This is a genomic window from Cellulomonas sp. KU4C, assembly GCF_056868065.1.
In genome coordinates, this window is record NZ_CP200322.1 from 2,901,533 (window position 1) to 2,917,137 (window position 15,605).

The 15,605-nt window shown below is 76.0% G+C and carries 9 protein-coding genes, 3 pseudogenes and 1 riboswitch; all 12 genes and pseudogenes read left to right on the forward strand.

What is annotated here, in order from left to right; translation table 11 throughout:
• The first annotated feature begins 25 nt into the window (after positions 1-25).
• The 12 genes and pseudogenes from AC1VL8_RS13675 (at position 26) to AC1VL8_RS13730 (ending at position 15,595) form a co-directional block, all read left to right on the forward strand.
• On the forward strand, positions 26-1,033 hold the full coding sequence (locus AC1VL8_RS13675) for an ABC transporter substrate-binding protein (protein ID WP_389228609.1): 1,008 nt from the start codon (positions 26-28) through the stop codon (positions 1,031-1,033).
• Between the two features lie 38 nt (positions 1,034-1,071).
• Positions 1,072-1,365, forward strand: a pseudogene (locus AC1VL8_RS13680) (LLM class flavin-dependent oxidoreductase); the annotation flags it as partial.
• A gap of 385 nt (positions 1,366-1,750) precedes the next feature.
• Positions 1,751-2,275 (forward strand): LLM class oxidoreductase, encoded by a 525-nt coding sequence (locus AC1VL8_RS13685; protein ID WP_483076282.1) that lies wholly within the window; start codon positions 1,751-1,753, stop codon positions 2,273-2,275.
• 593 nt (positions 2,276-2,868) lie between these two features.
• Positions 2,869-3,981, forward strand: coding sequence for an LLM class flavin-dependent oxidoreductase (locus tag AC1VL8_RS13690; RefSeq protein WP_483076256.1), 1,113 nt, complete (start codon positions 2,869-2,871; stop codon positions 3,979-3,981).
• A 13-nt stretch (positions 3,982-3,994) separates the two neighbouring features.
• The gene (locus AC1VL8_RS13695; RefSeq protein WP_483075533.1) at positions 3,995-5,092 is read left to right on the forward strand and encodes an LLM class flavin-dependent oxidoreductase; all 1,098 of its coding nucleotides are present in this window, start codon (positions 3,995-3,997) and stop codon (positions 5,090-5,092) included.
• Between the two features lie 89 nt (positions 5,093-5,181).
• Positions 5,182-5,296, forward strand: a riboswitch (SAM riboswitch).
• Between the two features lie 429 nt (positions 5,297-5,725).
• Positions 5,726-6,547, forward strand: a pseudogene (locus AC1VL8_RS13700) (ABC transporter substrate-binding protein); the annotation flags it as partial.
• A gap of 55 nt (positions 6,548-6,602) precedes the next feature.
• Positions 6,603-7,010 carry a hypothetical protein gene (locus AC1VL8_RS13705; protein ID WP_483075534.1) on the forward strand — a complete coding sequence of 136 codons (408 nt, stop codon included), beginning with the start codon at positions 6,603-6,605 and terminating at the stop codon, positions 7,008-7,010.
• On the forward strand, positions 7,010-7,972 hold the full coding sequence (locus AC1VL8_RS13710; RefSeq protein WP_483075535.1) for an ABC transporter permease: 963 nt from the start codon (positions 7,010-7,012) through the stop codon (positions 7,970-7,972). The genes AC1VL8_RS13705 and AC1VL8_RS13710 overlap by 1 nt, the downstream gene beginning before the upstream one ends.
• Positions 7,969-8,880, forward strand: a complete 912-nt coding sequence (locus tag AC1VL8_RS13715) for an ABC transporter permease (protein WP_483075536.1) — start codon at positions 7,969-7,971, stop codon at positions 8,878-8,880. The genes AC1VL8_RS13710 and AC1VL8_RS13715 overlap by 4 nt, the downstream gene beginning before the upstream one ends.
• Positions 8,877-10,586, forward strand: a complete 1,710-nt coding sequence (locus AC1VL8_RS13720) for a dipeptide ABC transporter ATP-binding protein (RefSeq protein WP_483075537.1) — start codon at positions 8,877-8,879, stop codon at positions 10,584-10,586. The genes AC1VL8_RS13715 and AC1VL8_RS13720 overlap by 4 nt, the downstream gene beginning before the upstream one ends.
• Positions 10,583-11,920 carry a M20/M25/M40 family metallo-hydrolase gene (locus AC1VL8_RS13725; RefSeq protein WP_483075538.1) on the forward strand — a complete coding sequence of 446 codons (1,338 nt, stop codon included), beginning with the start codon at positions 10,583-10,585 and terminating at the stop codon, positions 11,918-11,920. Before AC1VL8_RS13720 ends, AC1VL8_RS13725 begins: the two co-directional genes overlap by 4 nt.
• Before the next feature lie 62 nt (positions 11,921-11,982).
• A pseudogene (locus tag AC1VL8_RS13730) lies at positions 11,983-15,595 on the forward strand (ATP-binding cassette domain-containing protein).
• The last annotated feature ends 10 nt before the right edge of the window (positions 15,596-15,605 follow it).

A 15,605-nucleotide genomic window follows, 5' to 3' on the forward strand; every position in this document is an offset into this window, starting at 1 on the left:
CCCCTCTCGACCGGAAGGCACCACGATGACCACCACCCCGACGCGACCGCACCCGCGGCGCCGACCCGTCCGAGCCGCCGTCGCGGCCCTCCCGGTCCTGGCCCTGCTGGCCGCGTGCGGCGGGACGTCCGACGCCGCCGAGGCCGGCAGCGAGCTCCAGTCCGCCGCGCAGGCCGCGGGGCTCGAGGTGAACACCTCGCCGGAGCAGGACCGGATCCACACCGCGGAGAACCCGGCCGCGATCGCGCTGCTCCCGCCGGAGCTCGCCGAGAAGGACACGTTCACGGTCGCGGTCAGCGCCTACGTCGCGCCGCTGGCGTTCCTCGCCGACGACGACCAGACGCCGATCGGGAACGAGACCGACATCGCGCAGCTCGTCGCGGACGCGCTGGGCAAGGACCTCGACCTGCAGGTCAAGGCGTGGGCGGACTGGCCGCTGGCCGTCGAGTCCGGGGACGTCGACGCGGTGATCTCGAACGTCACGGTCACCGAGGAGCGCAAGGAGACGTTCGACTTCTCGTCGTACCGCAACGACGAGCTCGGCTGGCTGGTCAAGGCCGGCAGCGACATCACCGAGATCGACGAGGCCGCCGACATCGCCGGCCTGACGGTCGCGGTGGGCTCCGGCACCAACCAGGAGAAGATCCTGCTCGCCTGGGACGAGGAGAACCAGGCCGCCGGGCTGGACCCGGTGCAGGTCGAGTACTTCGAGAACGACGGCGACACCATCCTCGCGCTGCAGTCCGGCCGGATCGACGCGTCGTTCGGCCCGAACGCGACCGCCGCCTACAAGGCCAAGGTCTCCCCGCAGGACTTCACCGTGGTCGGCACGCTCAACGGCGGATGGCCCGACACCGCGCAGATCGCCGTCACCACGCTCAAGGGCAGCGGGTACGCCGAGGCCGTGACGGCGGCGCTCCAGGGCGCGTTCGACGACGGCAGCTACCAGGAGGTCCTGGAGCGCTGGGGCCTGGAGGACGAGGCCATCGAGGCACCCGCGACCAACCCGCCGGGCCTGCCGAAGACGTCCTGACCACGCCCGACCCGTCCCCGCCCCTCGAAGGAGGCACCATGTCCGACACCCGCACCCGGGTCCCGCTGTCCGTGCTCGACCTCGCGGTCGTGCCCGAGGGCGGCACCGGCGCCCGGGCGGTGCGGTCCGCCGTCGACCTCGCGGTCGACCTGGACCGGCTCGGCTACCACCGGGTCTGGTACGCCGAGCACCACCTGTCGCCCGGCGTCGGCTCCGCGTCGCCCGCCGTGCTGGCCGCCGCCGTCGCGGCCCGGACCGACCGGATCCGGGTGGGGTCGGGCGCGGTGCTGCTCAGCACCACGAGCCCGCTGATCGCCGCGGAGCAGTTCGGCACCATCGCCGCGCTGCACCCCGGGCGGGTGGACCTCGGGCTCGGGCGGGCGTTCACCCCGCCGACCGGACCCGCGACGGCGCGACCCGACGCCGCGCCCCGGCCGGTCGACGGGCCCCGCCCGGTCGTCGGGCCGCGGGTCGTCGACGGGCTGTACGTCCCGGGCCCGCCGCCGGTGGACCTGTCGGACTCGGTGCTGCGGGAGCGGCTGCTCGCGCAGAAGCGCGTCGTCGGCGCCTCCCGCACGCCGGCGGCGTTCCGGGACGAGCTCGAGCTGGTGCTCGGGCTGCGCGCCGGGACCTACGCGGAGGCGGACGGCACCCGGCACGTCGCCCCGCCGGTCGAGGGCGCGGCCCTGGACGTGTGGGTGCTGGCGTCGTCGCCGGGTGAGAGCGCCCGCGTCGCGGGAGAAGCTCGGCCTGCCGATCGCGGCGAACTTCCACGTCAGCCCGGCGACCACGCTCGACACGGTCGCCGCCTACCGCGCGGCGTTCCGGCCGGGGGTGCTCGCCGAGCCGTACGTGGTCGTCTCCGCGGACGTCCTGGTCGCCGAGACCGTCGACCGCGCCCGGGAGCTCGCGACCCCGTTCGCCGACTGGGTGCTGTCGATCCGGCGGGGGACCGCCGGCGCGATCGCGTACCCCCGGCCCGGCGACGCGGTGCCGTGGGAGTCACGCGACGCCGCCGAGCGGGCCGTCGTCGCCGACCGCGTCGACACCCGGGTGGTGGGCGACCCCGCGACGGTCGTCGCCCGCCTGGAGACCCTGCAGCGCGTCACGGGCGCCGACGAGCTGCTGCTCACCACCGCCACCCACGACCCGGCGGACACCCGCCGGTCGTTCGCCCTGCTCGCCGAGGCGTGGGGCGCCCCGGCGCCCGCCCGCACGTCCGACGCCGTCCTCGTCAGCTGAAGGAGACCCACCATGTCCAGCACCGACCCCGCCGCACCCGCCCTGAAGCCCGCCGCGGACGCGGCCGCCGACGTCGCGCACGGCGCCCTGCTCGTGGACGTCCGGTCCGCCGGCGGCCGGGCCGCGCACGGGGACATCCCCGGCGCGACCCTCGCCGACCGGACCGACCTCGACGCGCTGTTCGGCCCCGCGCACGCCCCGGTCATCTCGATCGACACCCCGGTGGTCGTCGTGTGCGGCTCGCCCGCCGGCTCCGGACCCGTCGCCGAGCAAGCTCGCCGCGCGCGGCTACACCGTCACCCACGTCGACGGGGGCTTCCCGGCCTGGAAGGCCGCGGGCCTGCCCGCCACCAACCCCACCGACCCCGCCCAGCCCTGACCCCCCGCGCCCACCCCGCCCCGACCTCTCACCCCGCCCCTCCCACCCCGCCCCTCCCGCCCCTCCCACCCCGCCGAGACAGGACCCGCGCGCCGAGTCAGGGCGCTGGACCGACCTGTCTCGGCGCCGCGGCCCCTTCTCGGCGAGGCACCGCGGTCGGGGCAGGCGGGGGACGAGGCACCGGGACGGGGCCAGCACCCCAAGGAGAGCCACCATGCCCGTCGAGTTCCTCGGCATCGCGACCGCCAACGACGCGTCCGAGACGCGCGCCGCCACCACCCGTCCGTTCGACCCCGCGTTCCTGGAGCGGATCGTCCGGGCCCACGAGGACAACGGCTGGACCCGCGTCCTGTTCGCGTACGGGTCGTCCGGCCCCGAGCCCGCCGCGCTCGCCGCGTACACCGCGGCCCGGCTGGAGTCGATCGAGCTGCTGCTCGCGCACCGGCCGAACGTGTCCTACCCGACCTACGCGGCGAAGACGTTCGCCACCCTGGACCAGCTGTCCGGCGGCCGGCTGTCCGTGCACGTCATCACCGGCGGCAACGACCACGAGCAGCAGCGCGAGGGCGACACCCTCACCAAGGACGAGCGCTACGCCCGGACCCAGGAGTACATCCAGATCCTCAAGCGGGCGTGGACCAGCACCGAGGCGTTCGACCACCACGGCCGGTTCTACGACTTCGACGACTTCCACCTCGACACCAAGCCCGCCGAGGGTCACGTGCCGACGATCTCGTTCGGCGGGTCCTCGGACGCGGCGTTCCGGGTCGGCGCCGCGGAGGCGGACATCTTCGCGGTCTGGGGCGAGCCGCTGGACCGCACCCAGGAGCAGATCGACCGCGTGCACGCCGAGGCCGCCGCCGCCGGTCGCACCACCCCGCCGCGGATCCACGCGGCGTTCCGGCCGATCATCGCCCCGACCGAGGAGCTCGCCTGGGAGAAGGCGCACCGGGTGCTCGACGCGATCGAGGCGCGCAAGGCGGCGCTCGGGGGCGTGCTGAGCAACCGGCACCCGGTCACGGCGCCGGAGAACGCCGGGTCGCAGCGGCTGCTGGAGATCGCGGCGCAGGGCGAGCGGTTCGACTCGGTGCTGTGGACCGCGACCGCGCGGGCGACCGGCGGCGCGGGCAACTCCAACGCGCTGGTCGGCACGCCCGAGCAGGTCGCCGAGGCGCTGCTGGCGTACTACGACCGGGGCGTGCGGATCATCTCGGCCCGCGGCTACGACCTGCTGGACGACGCCGTCGACTTCGGCCGGTACGTCATCCCGCTGGTCCGCGAGGGCGTCGCCGCCCGGGACCGCGCGGCCGCCGCCGTCGCCGCCTGAGGGGGCCGGGGGCGTGCGGTTCCAGCTGCTCGACATCGTGTTCAACCCGCCGCACCCGGTCACGGGCGCGGCGGTGCCCCCGGCGGACCGCCTGGCGCGGACGGTCCGGCACGCGGTCCTGGCCGAGGAGATCGGGTTCGACTCGTTCGCCGTGGGGGAGCGGCACGCCGGCGACGTGCTGTCCTCGGCGCCGACCGTGATCCTCGGGGCGATCGCGGCGTCCACCAGCCGGATCCTGCTGTCGACCGGCGTCACCGTGCTCGCGCTGCTCGACCCGGTGCGCGTCGCGGAGGACCTGGCGACCGTGGACCAGCTGTCCCGGGGCCGGCTCGAGATCGTGATCGGGAAGGGCAACGAGGTGCTGCAGTACCCGCTGCTCGGCCTGGACATCGACAAGCAGTACGAGTACCTGGCGGAGAACTACGAGCTGCTCCGCCTGCTGCTCTCGGAGGAGGACGTGACCTGGGAGGGCCGGCACCGGCACCGCCTGGAGCACGCCACCACACTGCCCCGGCCGTACGCGGGGCCGTTCCGGATCTGGCACGGCTCGGCGACGTCGCGGTTCGCGGTGAAGCTCGCGGCGCGGTGGGGCGACCCGATCGTGACCGCGAACGCCCTGCAACCGCGGGAGAACTACCAGGTGCTGATCGACCACTACCGCGAGCGGTACGCGGCGCACGGGCACGACCCGGCGCACGCCCACGTCGGGTCGGGCTCGGGCGGGCTGTTCCTCGCCGACACCACGGAGGCGGCGGTGCGGCAGTACCGGCCGCTCTACCAGGGTCAGGTCGACGCGGCCGCGCGCCGCGGCTACGGGGCGGACGCCGTCGGGCGGGCGCCGAGCTTCCGGACCCTCGAGGAGGCGGTCGAGCGGGGTCCCGCGCTGGTGGGCTCCCCGGAGCGGGTGGCCGAGAAGATCCTCGACTACCACCGGTCGTACGGGCACGTGCTGCAGTCCGTGTCCGTGAACCACCTGCTCGACCCCGCCGAGCAGGAGGACGTGCTGCGCCGGTTCGCCGAGGAGGTCGTGCCGCTGGTGCGCGCCGAGGTGAAGTCCGACCTGTGGACCGAGGCCGACCCGCGGCGCGCGGCGGGCTTCACCGCGGCGTGACCCCGCCGGCCACCACACGAAGATCCGCGATGTGAGAACCCGCGGCGGTTCCTTGACCAGGTCCGCCGCCGCGGGTTCCCTCACCCCCAGGTGACGAGCGCCAGCGCGCAGGCCCGGCTTGCTGGCCAGCAACCCTTCGACGTGACGGGGTGCTCCGGGAACGACCTGACCCGACCGCGACCGCGGACCGGGTAAGCACGGCGACGACACGCCGGAGCGCGCCCCCGCGCGCCCCGGCCGGCGCCCCACCCCGGCCACGGCCGGTGACGACCAGGAGTGCACGCATGACCACCTCCCCCTCGCGACGCGCCACCCGCCCCGCTGCGGCCGCCGCGGCGCTGACGACCACCGCGCTGCTGCTGACGGCCTGCTCCGGCGGGTCGACGGGCACGGGCGCGGCCACCGACGCGGCCGCGTCCGCCGAACCCGTCGCCGGCGGCGACCTGCGGTTCGCCATCACCGTCGACTCCCGGTGCATCGACCCGCAGCAGGTCGGCAACAACGACGCGATCGCCGTCGCCCGGCAGACCGTCGCCTCGCTCACCGCGCAGGACCCGGAGTCCGGCGAGATCGTCCCGTGGCTCGCCGAGAAGCTGGGAGGTCGACGACGACGCGTCGAGCTACACGTTCCACCTGCGCGACGACGCGACCTACGCGGACGGGACCCCCGTCGACGCCGCGTCCGTCAAGACCAACTTCGACGCGATCGTCGCGCTGGGCGCCACCGCGTCGCTCGGCTCGCAGTACCTCGTCGGCTACGAGGGCACGACGGTCGTCGACCCGCTGACGGTCACCGTCGACTTCGCCGCCCCGAGCGCGCAGTTCCTCCAGGCGTCGTCGACGTTCTCGCTCGGTCTGCTGTCGCCCGCGTCCGCGGCGCTGACGCCCGAGGAGCGCTGCGCCGGCGACTACATCGGGTCCGGCCCGTTCGCGGTCGAGTCGTACACGCCCGACCAGGAGGTCGTGCTGACCAAGGTGCCCGGCTACGCCTGGGGCTCCGCGGCCGACGACCACACCGGCGAGGCCTACCTCGACACCGTCACGTTCCAGGTCATCCCCGAGTCCTCCGTCCGCGCCGGCAGCCTCCAGTCCGGGCAGATCGACGCGACGGCCGCGATCGCCGCGGTGGACCAGCCGCAGTTCGACGGCAACGGGTTCTGGCTGCAGCAGCGCGCCAACCCCGGCGTGGCCTACCAGCTGTTCCCGAACGAGTCGAGCGCCCTGGCGTCCGACGAGGCGGTCCGCGTCGCGATCTCGAAGGGCATCGACCGGCAGCAGATCGTCGACACGGTGCTGACCGAGCGGGACCAGGCGGCGACCGCCGTGCTGTCCCACTCCACGCCGCTGTACGAGTCCCTCGCGGACGACCTGGCCTACGACCCGGACGGTGCCGTCGAGGTGCTCGAGGACGCCGGCTGGGAGCTCGGCGACGACGGCATCCGCGAGAAGGACGGCCGGCGGCTGTCCACCACCGTGACGTTCTGGCAGGACCCGGCGCCGCTGGAAGCTCGTGCAGCAGCAGCTGCGCCAGATCGGGGTCGACCTGCAGCTGCAGCACGTCGAGATCGCGGAGTCCACGGCGATCAAGGCCGACGGGGACTTCGACTTCGACTACTACAACCTCACGCGGTCCGACCCGGACGTGCTGCGCTCGGTGTTCTCCGCGAACGCCCGCAACGTGAACAAGCGGACCCCCTCGGAGGTCGACGACCTGCTCGACCGCTCCGCGGCCGCCACCGACCCGGCCGAGCGCGCCGAGCTCGTCACCCAGGCGTCCCGGCTGCTGATCGAGCAGGGGCACGCGATCCCGGTCTACGAGCTCTCGACGACCATCGCCGCGGCCGACCGCGTGCACGGGCTGGCGTTCGAGGGGTCCAGCCGGATCGACTTCTACGACGCGTGGGTCGACGCGAGCTGATGGGTCGCTACCTCCTGCGGCGCGCCGCCCAGGGCCTCGTGGTGCTCTGGGCGGCGTTCACCCTCGCGTTCTTCGTGCTGTACCTGCTCCCGAGTGACCCGGCGGCCCTGGCCGCCGGCGCCGGGGGCGAGGTGCAGGACGTCGACCCGGCGCTGCTCGACGACCTGCGCGCCCGCTACGGCCTCGACCGGCCCCTGCTGGTGCAGTACGGCGACGCGCTGCTGCACGCGGTCCGGCTCGACTTCGGGCCGTCGTACCAGTCCGGGGCGCCCGCCGGCTCGCTCGTCGCGCAGGCGCTGCCGGAGACCCTGAAGCTGACCGGCGCCGCGCTGGTGCTCGCGGTGCTCGGCGGGACGGCGCTGGCCGTGGCGAGCGTGCTGCCGCGCAGCCGGGCGCTGCGCCAGGTGCTGTCCGCGCTGCCGCCGCTCGGCGTCGCGCTGCCCACGTTCTTCGTCGGCCTGGTGCTGCTGCAGTGGGTGTCGTTCCGCGCGGGTCTGCTCCCCGCGATCGGCAACGCCGGCTGGCAGAGCCTCGTGCTCCCGGCGGTGACGCTCGCGGTCCCGCCGGGCGCGCAGCTCGCGCAGGTCCTGTCGCGCAGCCTGCGCGGGACGCTCGGCGAGCCCTACGTCGAGACCGCCCGGGCCAAGGGCGCCGGCCGGCTCCGGGTGCACCTGGGGCACGCGCTGCGCAACGCGGCGATCCCCGCGTTCACGATGCTCGGCGTGATGGTCGGGGCGCTGCTCGGCGGGGCCGTCGTCACCGAGACGGTGTTCTCCCGGGTGGGGCTCGGCCGGCTGACGGTCCAGTCCGTCAACACCCAGGACGTGCCCGTGGTGCTCGCGATCGTGTCGCTGTCGGCGCTGGTGTTCGTGGTAACCACGCTCGTCGTGGACCTGCTGTACCCCGTTCTCGACCCCCGCATCGAGTCGCGGGGCGTCTCCCGAGAGGCGGTGCCCGCATGACCACCATCGAGATCGCCGACCGGCAGGACGCCCGCTCGATCATCCGGCACGGCCGGGTGCGCGGCGCCCGCGCGGCCGGCCCGTGGGCGCGACGTGCGGCCCGGTACCTGGTGCGCCGACCCGGCCTGGTGCTGGCCGGGCTGGTCCTGCTGCTGGTCGCCGCCTGGGCCGCCGCGCCGACCGTGTTCGCGTCCGGCGACCCCCTGACCGGTGTGCCCGCCGACCGGCTGCAGCCGCCCTCGGCCGCGCACGTGCTCGGCACCGACCACCTCGGCCGCGACGTGCTGACCCGCGTGGTGCACGGCGCGTCGCTGTCCCTGCGCACCACCGTGCTGGCCGTGCTCGTCGGGCTCGTCGTCGGGTCGACCCTCGGCCTGCTCGCCGGGTTTCTGCGCGGCTGGGTGGACGACGTGGTCGGCCGCCTGGTCGACGTGCTGCTCGCCGTGCCGAGCATCCTGCTGTCGCTCGCGATCATCACCGCGCTCGGCACCGGGTCCACGAAGATCGCGGTCGCGGTCGGCGTCGGCGCGGTCGCGACGTTCGCCCGCGTGATGCGCGCCGAGGTGCTGCGCACGTCCACGTCGGTCTACGTGGAGGCCGCCCGGGCGTCCGGCTCGCGCTGGTACGCGGTGCTCGGCCGGCACGTGCTGCCGAACTCCGCCGGGCCGGTGCTCGCGCTGATCGCCCTCGAGCTCGGCGGCGCCGTCCTCGCGGTGTCCGCGCTGAGCTTCCTCGGCTACGGCACCCCGCCGCCCACGCCCGAGTGGGGGTCGCTGGTGTCCGGGGGCCGCGACTTCCTCGCCACCGCCTGGTGGCTGACCACCCTGCCCGGGCTCGTGATCGTCGCGGTGGTGCTGGCCGCCAACCGCGTCGCGCGCGCCCTCGAGACGACGGGAGAGGACCAGTGACCCAGCTGCAGCAGGAGGCCCCGCCCGTCGCGGCGGGTGCTCCCGGCACCCCGGTGCTCGAGATCACCGGGCTGGAGGTCGGCTACCGGGCGGACGGCGGCACGTACCGCGCGGTGCGCGGCGTCGACCTGGTCGTCCGGCCCGGGGAGGTCGTCGCCCTGGTGGGCGAGTCCGGGTCCGGCAAGAGCACGACCGCGCACGCGGCGCTGCACCTGCTGTCCCGCGGCGGCGCCGTCACCGGCGGCACCATCCGCCTCGCGGGCCGGGACGTCTCCGACCTGACCGAGCGCGAGTGGCAGGCCGTCCGGGGACGTGAGGTCGGCCTCGTGCCGCAGGACCCGACCGTGTCCCTCAACCCCGTGCAGCGCGTCGGTGACCAGGTCGCCGAGGTGCTGGTCGTCCACGGGCTCGCGCGGCGCCGTGCCGCCCGGGAGCGGGCGGTCGCGCTGCTCGAGCAGGCCGGCATCGACGACCCGGCCGCCCGCGCGCGCCAGTACCCGCACCAGCTGTCCGGCGGGATGCGGCAGCGCGTGCTCATCGCCATCGCGATCGCGGCGGGCCCGCGGCTGGTCGTGGCCGACGAGCCCACCAGCGCGCTGGACGTGACGGTGCAGCGGCGGATCCTCGACCACCTCGAGACGCTCGTCCGGGACCGGGGCACGGCGTTGCTGCTCATCACCCACGACCTCGGCGTGGCGGCGGACCGGGCCGACCGGATCGTCGTGCTCGAGCAGGGCGTGGTCGTCGAGCAGGGGCCCGCGGCCGAGGTGCTGCGCGCGCCGCAGCACCCGTACACGCGTCGGCTGATCGCCGCCGCGCCGAGCCTGGCGAGCGGGCGGCTGGTGGCGACCGACGTCCGGGTGCCCGTGGCGGCGGCCGATCCCGGACCGGTGGACCCCGGGCCCGCCGCGCCGGTCCTGGAGCTCGACGCGGTCCGCAAGGAGTTCGCCCTGCCGCGCGGCGCGGCGGCCCGGTCGGTCGTGGCCGTCGACGGGGTCGGTCTGCGCGTCGAGCGGGGCCGGACGTACGCGCTCGTCGGGGAGTCCGGGTCGGGCAAGAGCACGACCGCCCGGATCGCGCTGCGCCTCGAGCGACTGACGTCCGGCCGGGTGCTGTTCCGCGGCGACGACGTGACCGCCGCCCGCGGCGAGGCGCTGCGCCGGCTGCGGCGCGGGTTCCAGGTCGTCTACCAGAGCCCGTACGCGTCCCTCGACCCGCGGTTCACCGTCGAGCAGGTCATCACCGAGCCGCTGCGCGCGTACGGCGTCGGCAGCCGCGCCGAGCGCGCCGACCGGGTGCGCGAGCTGGTCGCCGACGTGGCCCTGCCCGCCGACGTCCTGCGGCGCAGCCCCCGGGAGCTGTCCGGCGGGCAGCGGCAGCGCGTCGCCGTCGCCCGGGCGCTCGCGCTGCGGCCCGACCTGGTCGTCCTGGACGAGCCGGTGTCCGCGCTCGACGTGTCCGTGCAGGCGCAGATCCTCGAGCTGCTGGTGCGGCTCCAGGCCGAGCACGGGCTGACGTACCTGTTCATCTCCCACGACCTCGCCGTCGTCCGGCAGGTGGCCGACGACGTCGGGGTGCTGCACCGCGGCCGGCTCGTCGAGCAGGGCCCCGCGGAGGCGATCCTGCTGGACCCGCGGCAGGAGTACACCCGCGAGCTGGTCGCCGCCATCCCCGGCGGGCGCGTGCGGGCGGGGGCGCACCGGTGACCGCGACGCTGCTCGACGCCACCCGGCTCGCCGGCGAGACCGTCGAGCTGCTGCAGGCGCTGATCCGCAACGCCTGCGTCAACGACGGCACCGTCGGCTCGGGCCAGGAGATCCGCAACGCCCGGACCCTCGCCGACTACCTCGACGGCTCGGGCCTGGACCTGGAGGTCGTCGAGCCGCAGCCCGGGCGCGCGTCCCTGGTCACCCGGATCGAGGGGCGCGACCCCGCCGCGCCGTCGCTCGGCCTGGTCGGCCACACCGACGTCGTCCCCGTCGAGCCGGGCGGCTGGACGCGGGACCCGTTCGGCGGCGAGCTCGTCGACGGCTGGGTCTGGGGGCGTGGCGCGATCGACATGCTGGGCCTCACCGCCGCCTACGCCGTCGTGACGCGCGCCCTCGCGACGTCCGGGCGCCGGCCCGCGGGCGACCTGCTGCTCGCCGCGGTCGCCGACGAGGAGCACGGCAGCGTCTGGGGCGTCGACTGGCTGACCACCCACCGCTGGGACCTGGTGCGCGCGGACCACGTGCTCACCGAGTCCGGCGGCGTCCCGGTCGGCGACCACCGCACGCTCGCGGTCGGGGAGAAGGGCGGGGCGGCCCGGCGGCTGCGCGTCGTCGGGACCCCCGGCCACGGGTCGGGGCCGTGGGGCAGCCGGAACGCGATCGTGCTCGCCGCGGAGGCCGTGCGCCGGATCGCGGCGGTGCGCGGGCCCGTCGTCGTCGGGGACCTGTGGCGGCGGTACGTCGACGCCCTCGACCTGCCCGCGGACGTGCGGGCGGCCGCGCTGGACCCGGACCGGCTCGACGACGTGCTGCCCCTGCTCGGCGCGCTCGGCCCGGTGGCGCATGCGACCACGCACACCACCGTCGCCCCGACCGTGCTGCACGCGGGCGGCAAGCCGAACGTCATCCCCGGGCTGGCCGAGGTCACGCTCGACATCCGGGTGCTGCCCGGGACCCGGCCGGCCGACGTCGACGCGCTGCTCGCCGACGCGCTGGGCGACCTCGCGGACCACGTGCACATCGAGGGCGACCGGTTCGGCGAGCCGTCGCTGTCGCCCACCGACACCGGGCTCTACCGGGTGATCGAGCAGGCCGTCGCGGCGCGCACCGGGGGAGCCCGGGTGCTGCCGACGCTCGGCACCGGCGGGACCGACGGGCGGTTCTACCGGCGGCGCGGGGTGCCCGCGTACGGCTTCGGGCTGCTCTCCGCCGGCTGGGACCCGGGGACGTGGCGCGGCCTGTTCCACGGGAACGACGAGCGGGTGGACGTCGCGTCGCTGGAGCTGACCACGGCGGCGCTGCACGACGTGGTCACGGCGTTCCTGGGCTGACCGGGCCCGACGGCGCAAAACGCTTCGGGGATGTCCGAGGTCCGGCCTAGGGTCGAGGAACCATGCTCGACACCACCACGGCCAGCAGCGCCACCGCCACCGACCCCACGACCGCCGGGCCCGACGGAGCCGGACGTCCCGCGGTGCGCGGTCCCCACGCCGACCCCGCCCGCCGCCTCGACTGGCGCCGGCTGCGCGGTCCCGTCGCCGTGCTCGCGCTGCTCGCGCTCACCGTCGGCGCCGTCGGGTCCGCGCTCGGCACCTGGGTCGCGGGGACGATGGCCGAGGACCCGACCACCGCGGGCCTGCTGCTCCTGCTCGCCTGCCTGGTCGGCGCGGCGCTGGTCGACGCCGCCGGCCAGGTCGCGTGGGCCGGGGTCGTGGACCGGGCGGAGGGCCGGCTGCGCGGCGACCTGCTCAGCGCCGCGCTGCACCAGCCGCTCGCGACCCTGTCGGAGCAGGCCGTCGGCGAGGTCCTGGACCGGGTGGACGACGACACGCACGCGGTCGGCTCTCTCGTGCGCCGGCAGCTGTGGGGGATGGGACGCACCGTGGTCGGCTGCGTGCCGATGTGGGTGGTCGCCGGCCTGACCTGGTGGCCCGCCTGGGCGCTGTTCCCCGTGCTCGGTGCCCTCACCGTGCTGGTGGTGCGCCCCTCGCTCGGGGAGATCGCGCGCCGCAAGGTCGTCGAGGAGCGCGCGTGGACCGACAACGCCGCCGCGTTCGAGGAGGCCGTGGCCGCCCGGGACGACCTGCGCACCAGCCACGGGCAGGCGTTCGCCGTCCGACGGCTCGCGGAGGCGTCGGCCGTCGTGCACCGCACGCTCGACCGGGTGCTCGCGGTGGAAACCCGGATGACGGCGCGCGCCGGCCTGCTGCTGCACGCCCTGCTCGCCGCGGTCGCGGTGGCCGGGGTCGCGCTGGCGGGCGGGGGCGACCTGTCGATCGCCCGGCTCGTCACGCTGTTCCTCGTCACCGCGTCCTTCGTCGGGCAGTTCGACATGCTCGCCCGGCACCTGCCCGACCTCCAGGAGGGCATCGGCGCGGCCATCCGGATCCGCGAGCTGCTCGACTCGCCACCCGAGCCGACCGGCGGGCTGCCCGTGCCGGACGGCCCGCTCGACCTCGAGGTCCGCGACCTGCACTTCGCCTACGAGGAGGGCACGTTCGCGCTGCAGGGCGTCCGGCTGCGGGTGCCCGCCGGCCAGACCGTCGCGCTCGTCGGACGCACCGGCTCGGGCAAGTCCACGCTCGCGTCGCTGCTGTCCCGCGCCGTCGACCCGGAGCCCGGGTCGGTGCTGCTCGGCGGCGTCGACGTGCGCGACCTCGACCTGCAGGCGCTGCGCGCGGCCGTCGGCGTGGTGACGCAGCGCACCGAGGTCGTCGCGGGGACGCTCGCGGAGAACATCGCCCTGTTCGCCGACGTGCCCCGGCGCGCGATCGAGGACGCCGTGCGCGAGCTGCGCCTCACCGACTGGGTCGCCGGGCTGCCCGACGGCCTCGACACGGTGCTCGGCCCGGGCGGGACGTCGCTGTCCGCCGGCGAGGAGCAGCTGGTGGCGTTCGCCCGGCTCCTGGTGCGCGACGTGCAGGTGGTCGTGCTCGACGAGGCCACGGCGCGGATGGACCCGCTCACCGAGGCGCGCGTCGTCGCCGCGTCCGAGCGGCTGCTCGGCGGCCGGACCGGCGTGCTGGTCGCGCACCGGCTCGGCACCGTGGAGCGCGCCGACCAGGTCGTGGTGCTCGACCACGGCCGCGTCGTCCAGCAGGGACCGCGCGCCGAGGTCGCGCGCGCCGACGGGCCGTTCCGCACGCTGCTGACGGCCAGCCGGAGCGAGGGGCACGCCGAGGTCCTCGACGACGACGCGGAGCCCGACGGCGACGCGCCGGACGCGGACGCCCCGGACGTAGAGCAGCCGGCCGACCTCACCTCCGGCGGTCTCGGCGCCCGACGCCGGACCGGACCGGCGCCGGTGCTCCCCGAGCCCGGGAGCGGCCCGAGCCTGGCGCGCGGCATCGCCCACGCCCTGGTCGTCCGCCCGCGGTGGGGCGTGGTCGGCGGCCTGCTGTTCCTGCTGTCCAGCCTGTTCGCCGCCCAGGGCGCGGTCACCGGGTTCTTCTGGGGCCGGACCGTCGAGGACCTGCGCGCCGGCGCGTCGCCGACCCTGCTGGTCGCCGCGATGGTCGTGCTGCTGCTGCTCGTCGCGCCGGTGAACTCGCTCGCGTTCCGGCTGTACCCGAAGTGGTGGATCGAGGTGCTGCTGCGGGTGCGGATGTCCGTGCTCGTCGGGCAGACCCGGCAGCACCGGCTGCGCCGCACCCCGCCGGGGGAGGTCGTCGCCCGCGGGCTCGACGGCGACCGGTTCGTGCTCTACGCGGACCGGTGGGTCGACCTCGTCAACGGCCTGGTGCTGGTCGCGGTCACCGCCCTGCTCAGCTGGTCGCTGCTCGCCGGTGCGGTGCTGCTGTCCGTGCTCGTGGTCAGCGCGGCGTGCGCGTTGGTCGGCCGGCCGGTCGCCGGGCGGTCCGCCACCCGGTCCGCGGCGGCGCGTGCGGGGTTCGGCCGGTCGCTCGTGTCCGCGCTGGACGCCGCGCGGACCGTGAAGCTCGCCGCCCGCACGCCCGAGGTGCATGCGCACCTGCGGTCCGTGGACGCGGGCCGGGTCGAGGCCGCGGTGTTCGAGCACCGGGTGCAGGCCGTCCTCGACGGCGTGCCGATCGTCATGGTCCAGGCCGGCGTCGTCGCCGCGTGGGGCGTGTTCCTCGCGGGCGGCTGGGACCTCGGCAGCACGCTGCTCGTGGCCGGCGCGGTCGCCGGGTTCAACTGGTTCGGGCAGGTCGCGGGCGCCGTCATCACCGAGGCACCCGGCACCCGCAGCTGGCAGCGGATCACCGCGGAGCTCGCCGGCGGCGCCGACCTCGCCGCGCTGCCCGACGACGTCGACCTGGCCGCCGGCACCGCACCCCGGCCCGCGCCGGACCACCGCGACCGGCTCGACCGCCTCGAGGTGCGCGGGCTGTCCGCCGTGCACGACGACGGGACCATCGGCGTCAGCGGCGTCGACCTCGCCGTCGACCGCGGCGACCTGGTGCTGCTGCTCGGGCGGGTCGGCGCGGGCAAGTCGAGCCTGCTCGCCGCGCTCGCCGGGCTGATGGAGCACACCGGCCGCGTCGTCTGGAACGGCACCGAGGTCACCGACGCGCAGACGTTCCTGCGCCCCGGGCGGGTCGCGCACGTCGCCCAGGTGCCGCGGGTGCTGTCCGGGACGTTCGCGGACAACGTGCGCCTCGACCACCCCCGTGACGTCGCCGGACCCCTCGACGCCGCCCGGCTGACCACGGACGTCGCGGAGGCCGGCGGCCCGGACGCGCTCGTCGGGCACCGCGGTGTCCGGCTGTCCGGCGGCCAGGTGCAGCGCCTCGCGCTCGCCCGAGCCCTCGCGACCGACGCGGAGCTGCTGCTCGCCGACGACGTGTCCAGCGCCCTCGACGCCGCCACCGAGATCGAGCTTCTGGCAGTCCCTGCGCGAGCGCGGCACCACGGTCATCGGCTCGACGTCCAAGCGCGCCGCGCTGTCCCGGGCAGACCGGGTCGTCGTGCTCGAGGACGGGGCGGTCGCGGCCGTGGGACCGTGGACGGATCTCGCCGCGCGGTGGGGCCACCTGGCGGGCTGAGACCTGGCAG

Coding starts and splice junctions, on each gene's coding strand:
- AC1VL8_RS13675 (WP_389228609.1), top strand. CDS start 26: ATGACCACCACCCCGACGCGACCGCACCCGCGGCGCCGACCCGTCCGA.
- AC1VL8_RS13690 (WP_483076256.1), top strand. CDS start 2,869: ATGCCCGTCGAGTTCCTCGGCATCGCGACCGCCAACGACGCGTCCGAG.
- AC1VL8_RS13710 (WP_483075535.1), top strand. CDS start 7,010: ATGGGTCGCTACCTCCTGCGGCGCGCCGCCCAGGGCCTCGTGGTGCTC.
- AC1VL8_RS13715 (WP_483075536.1), top strand. CDS start 7,969: ATGACCACCATCGAGATCGCCGACCGGCAGGACGCCCGCTCGATCATC.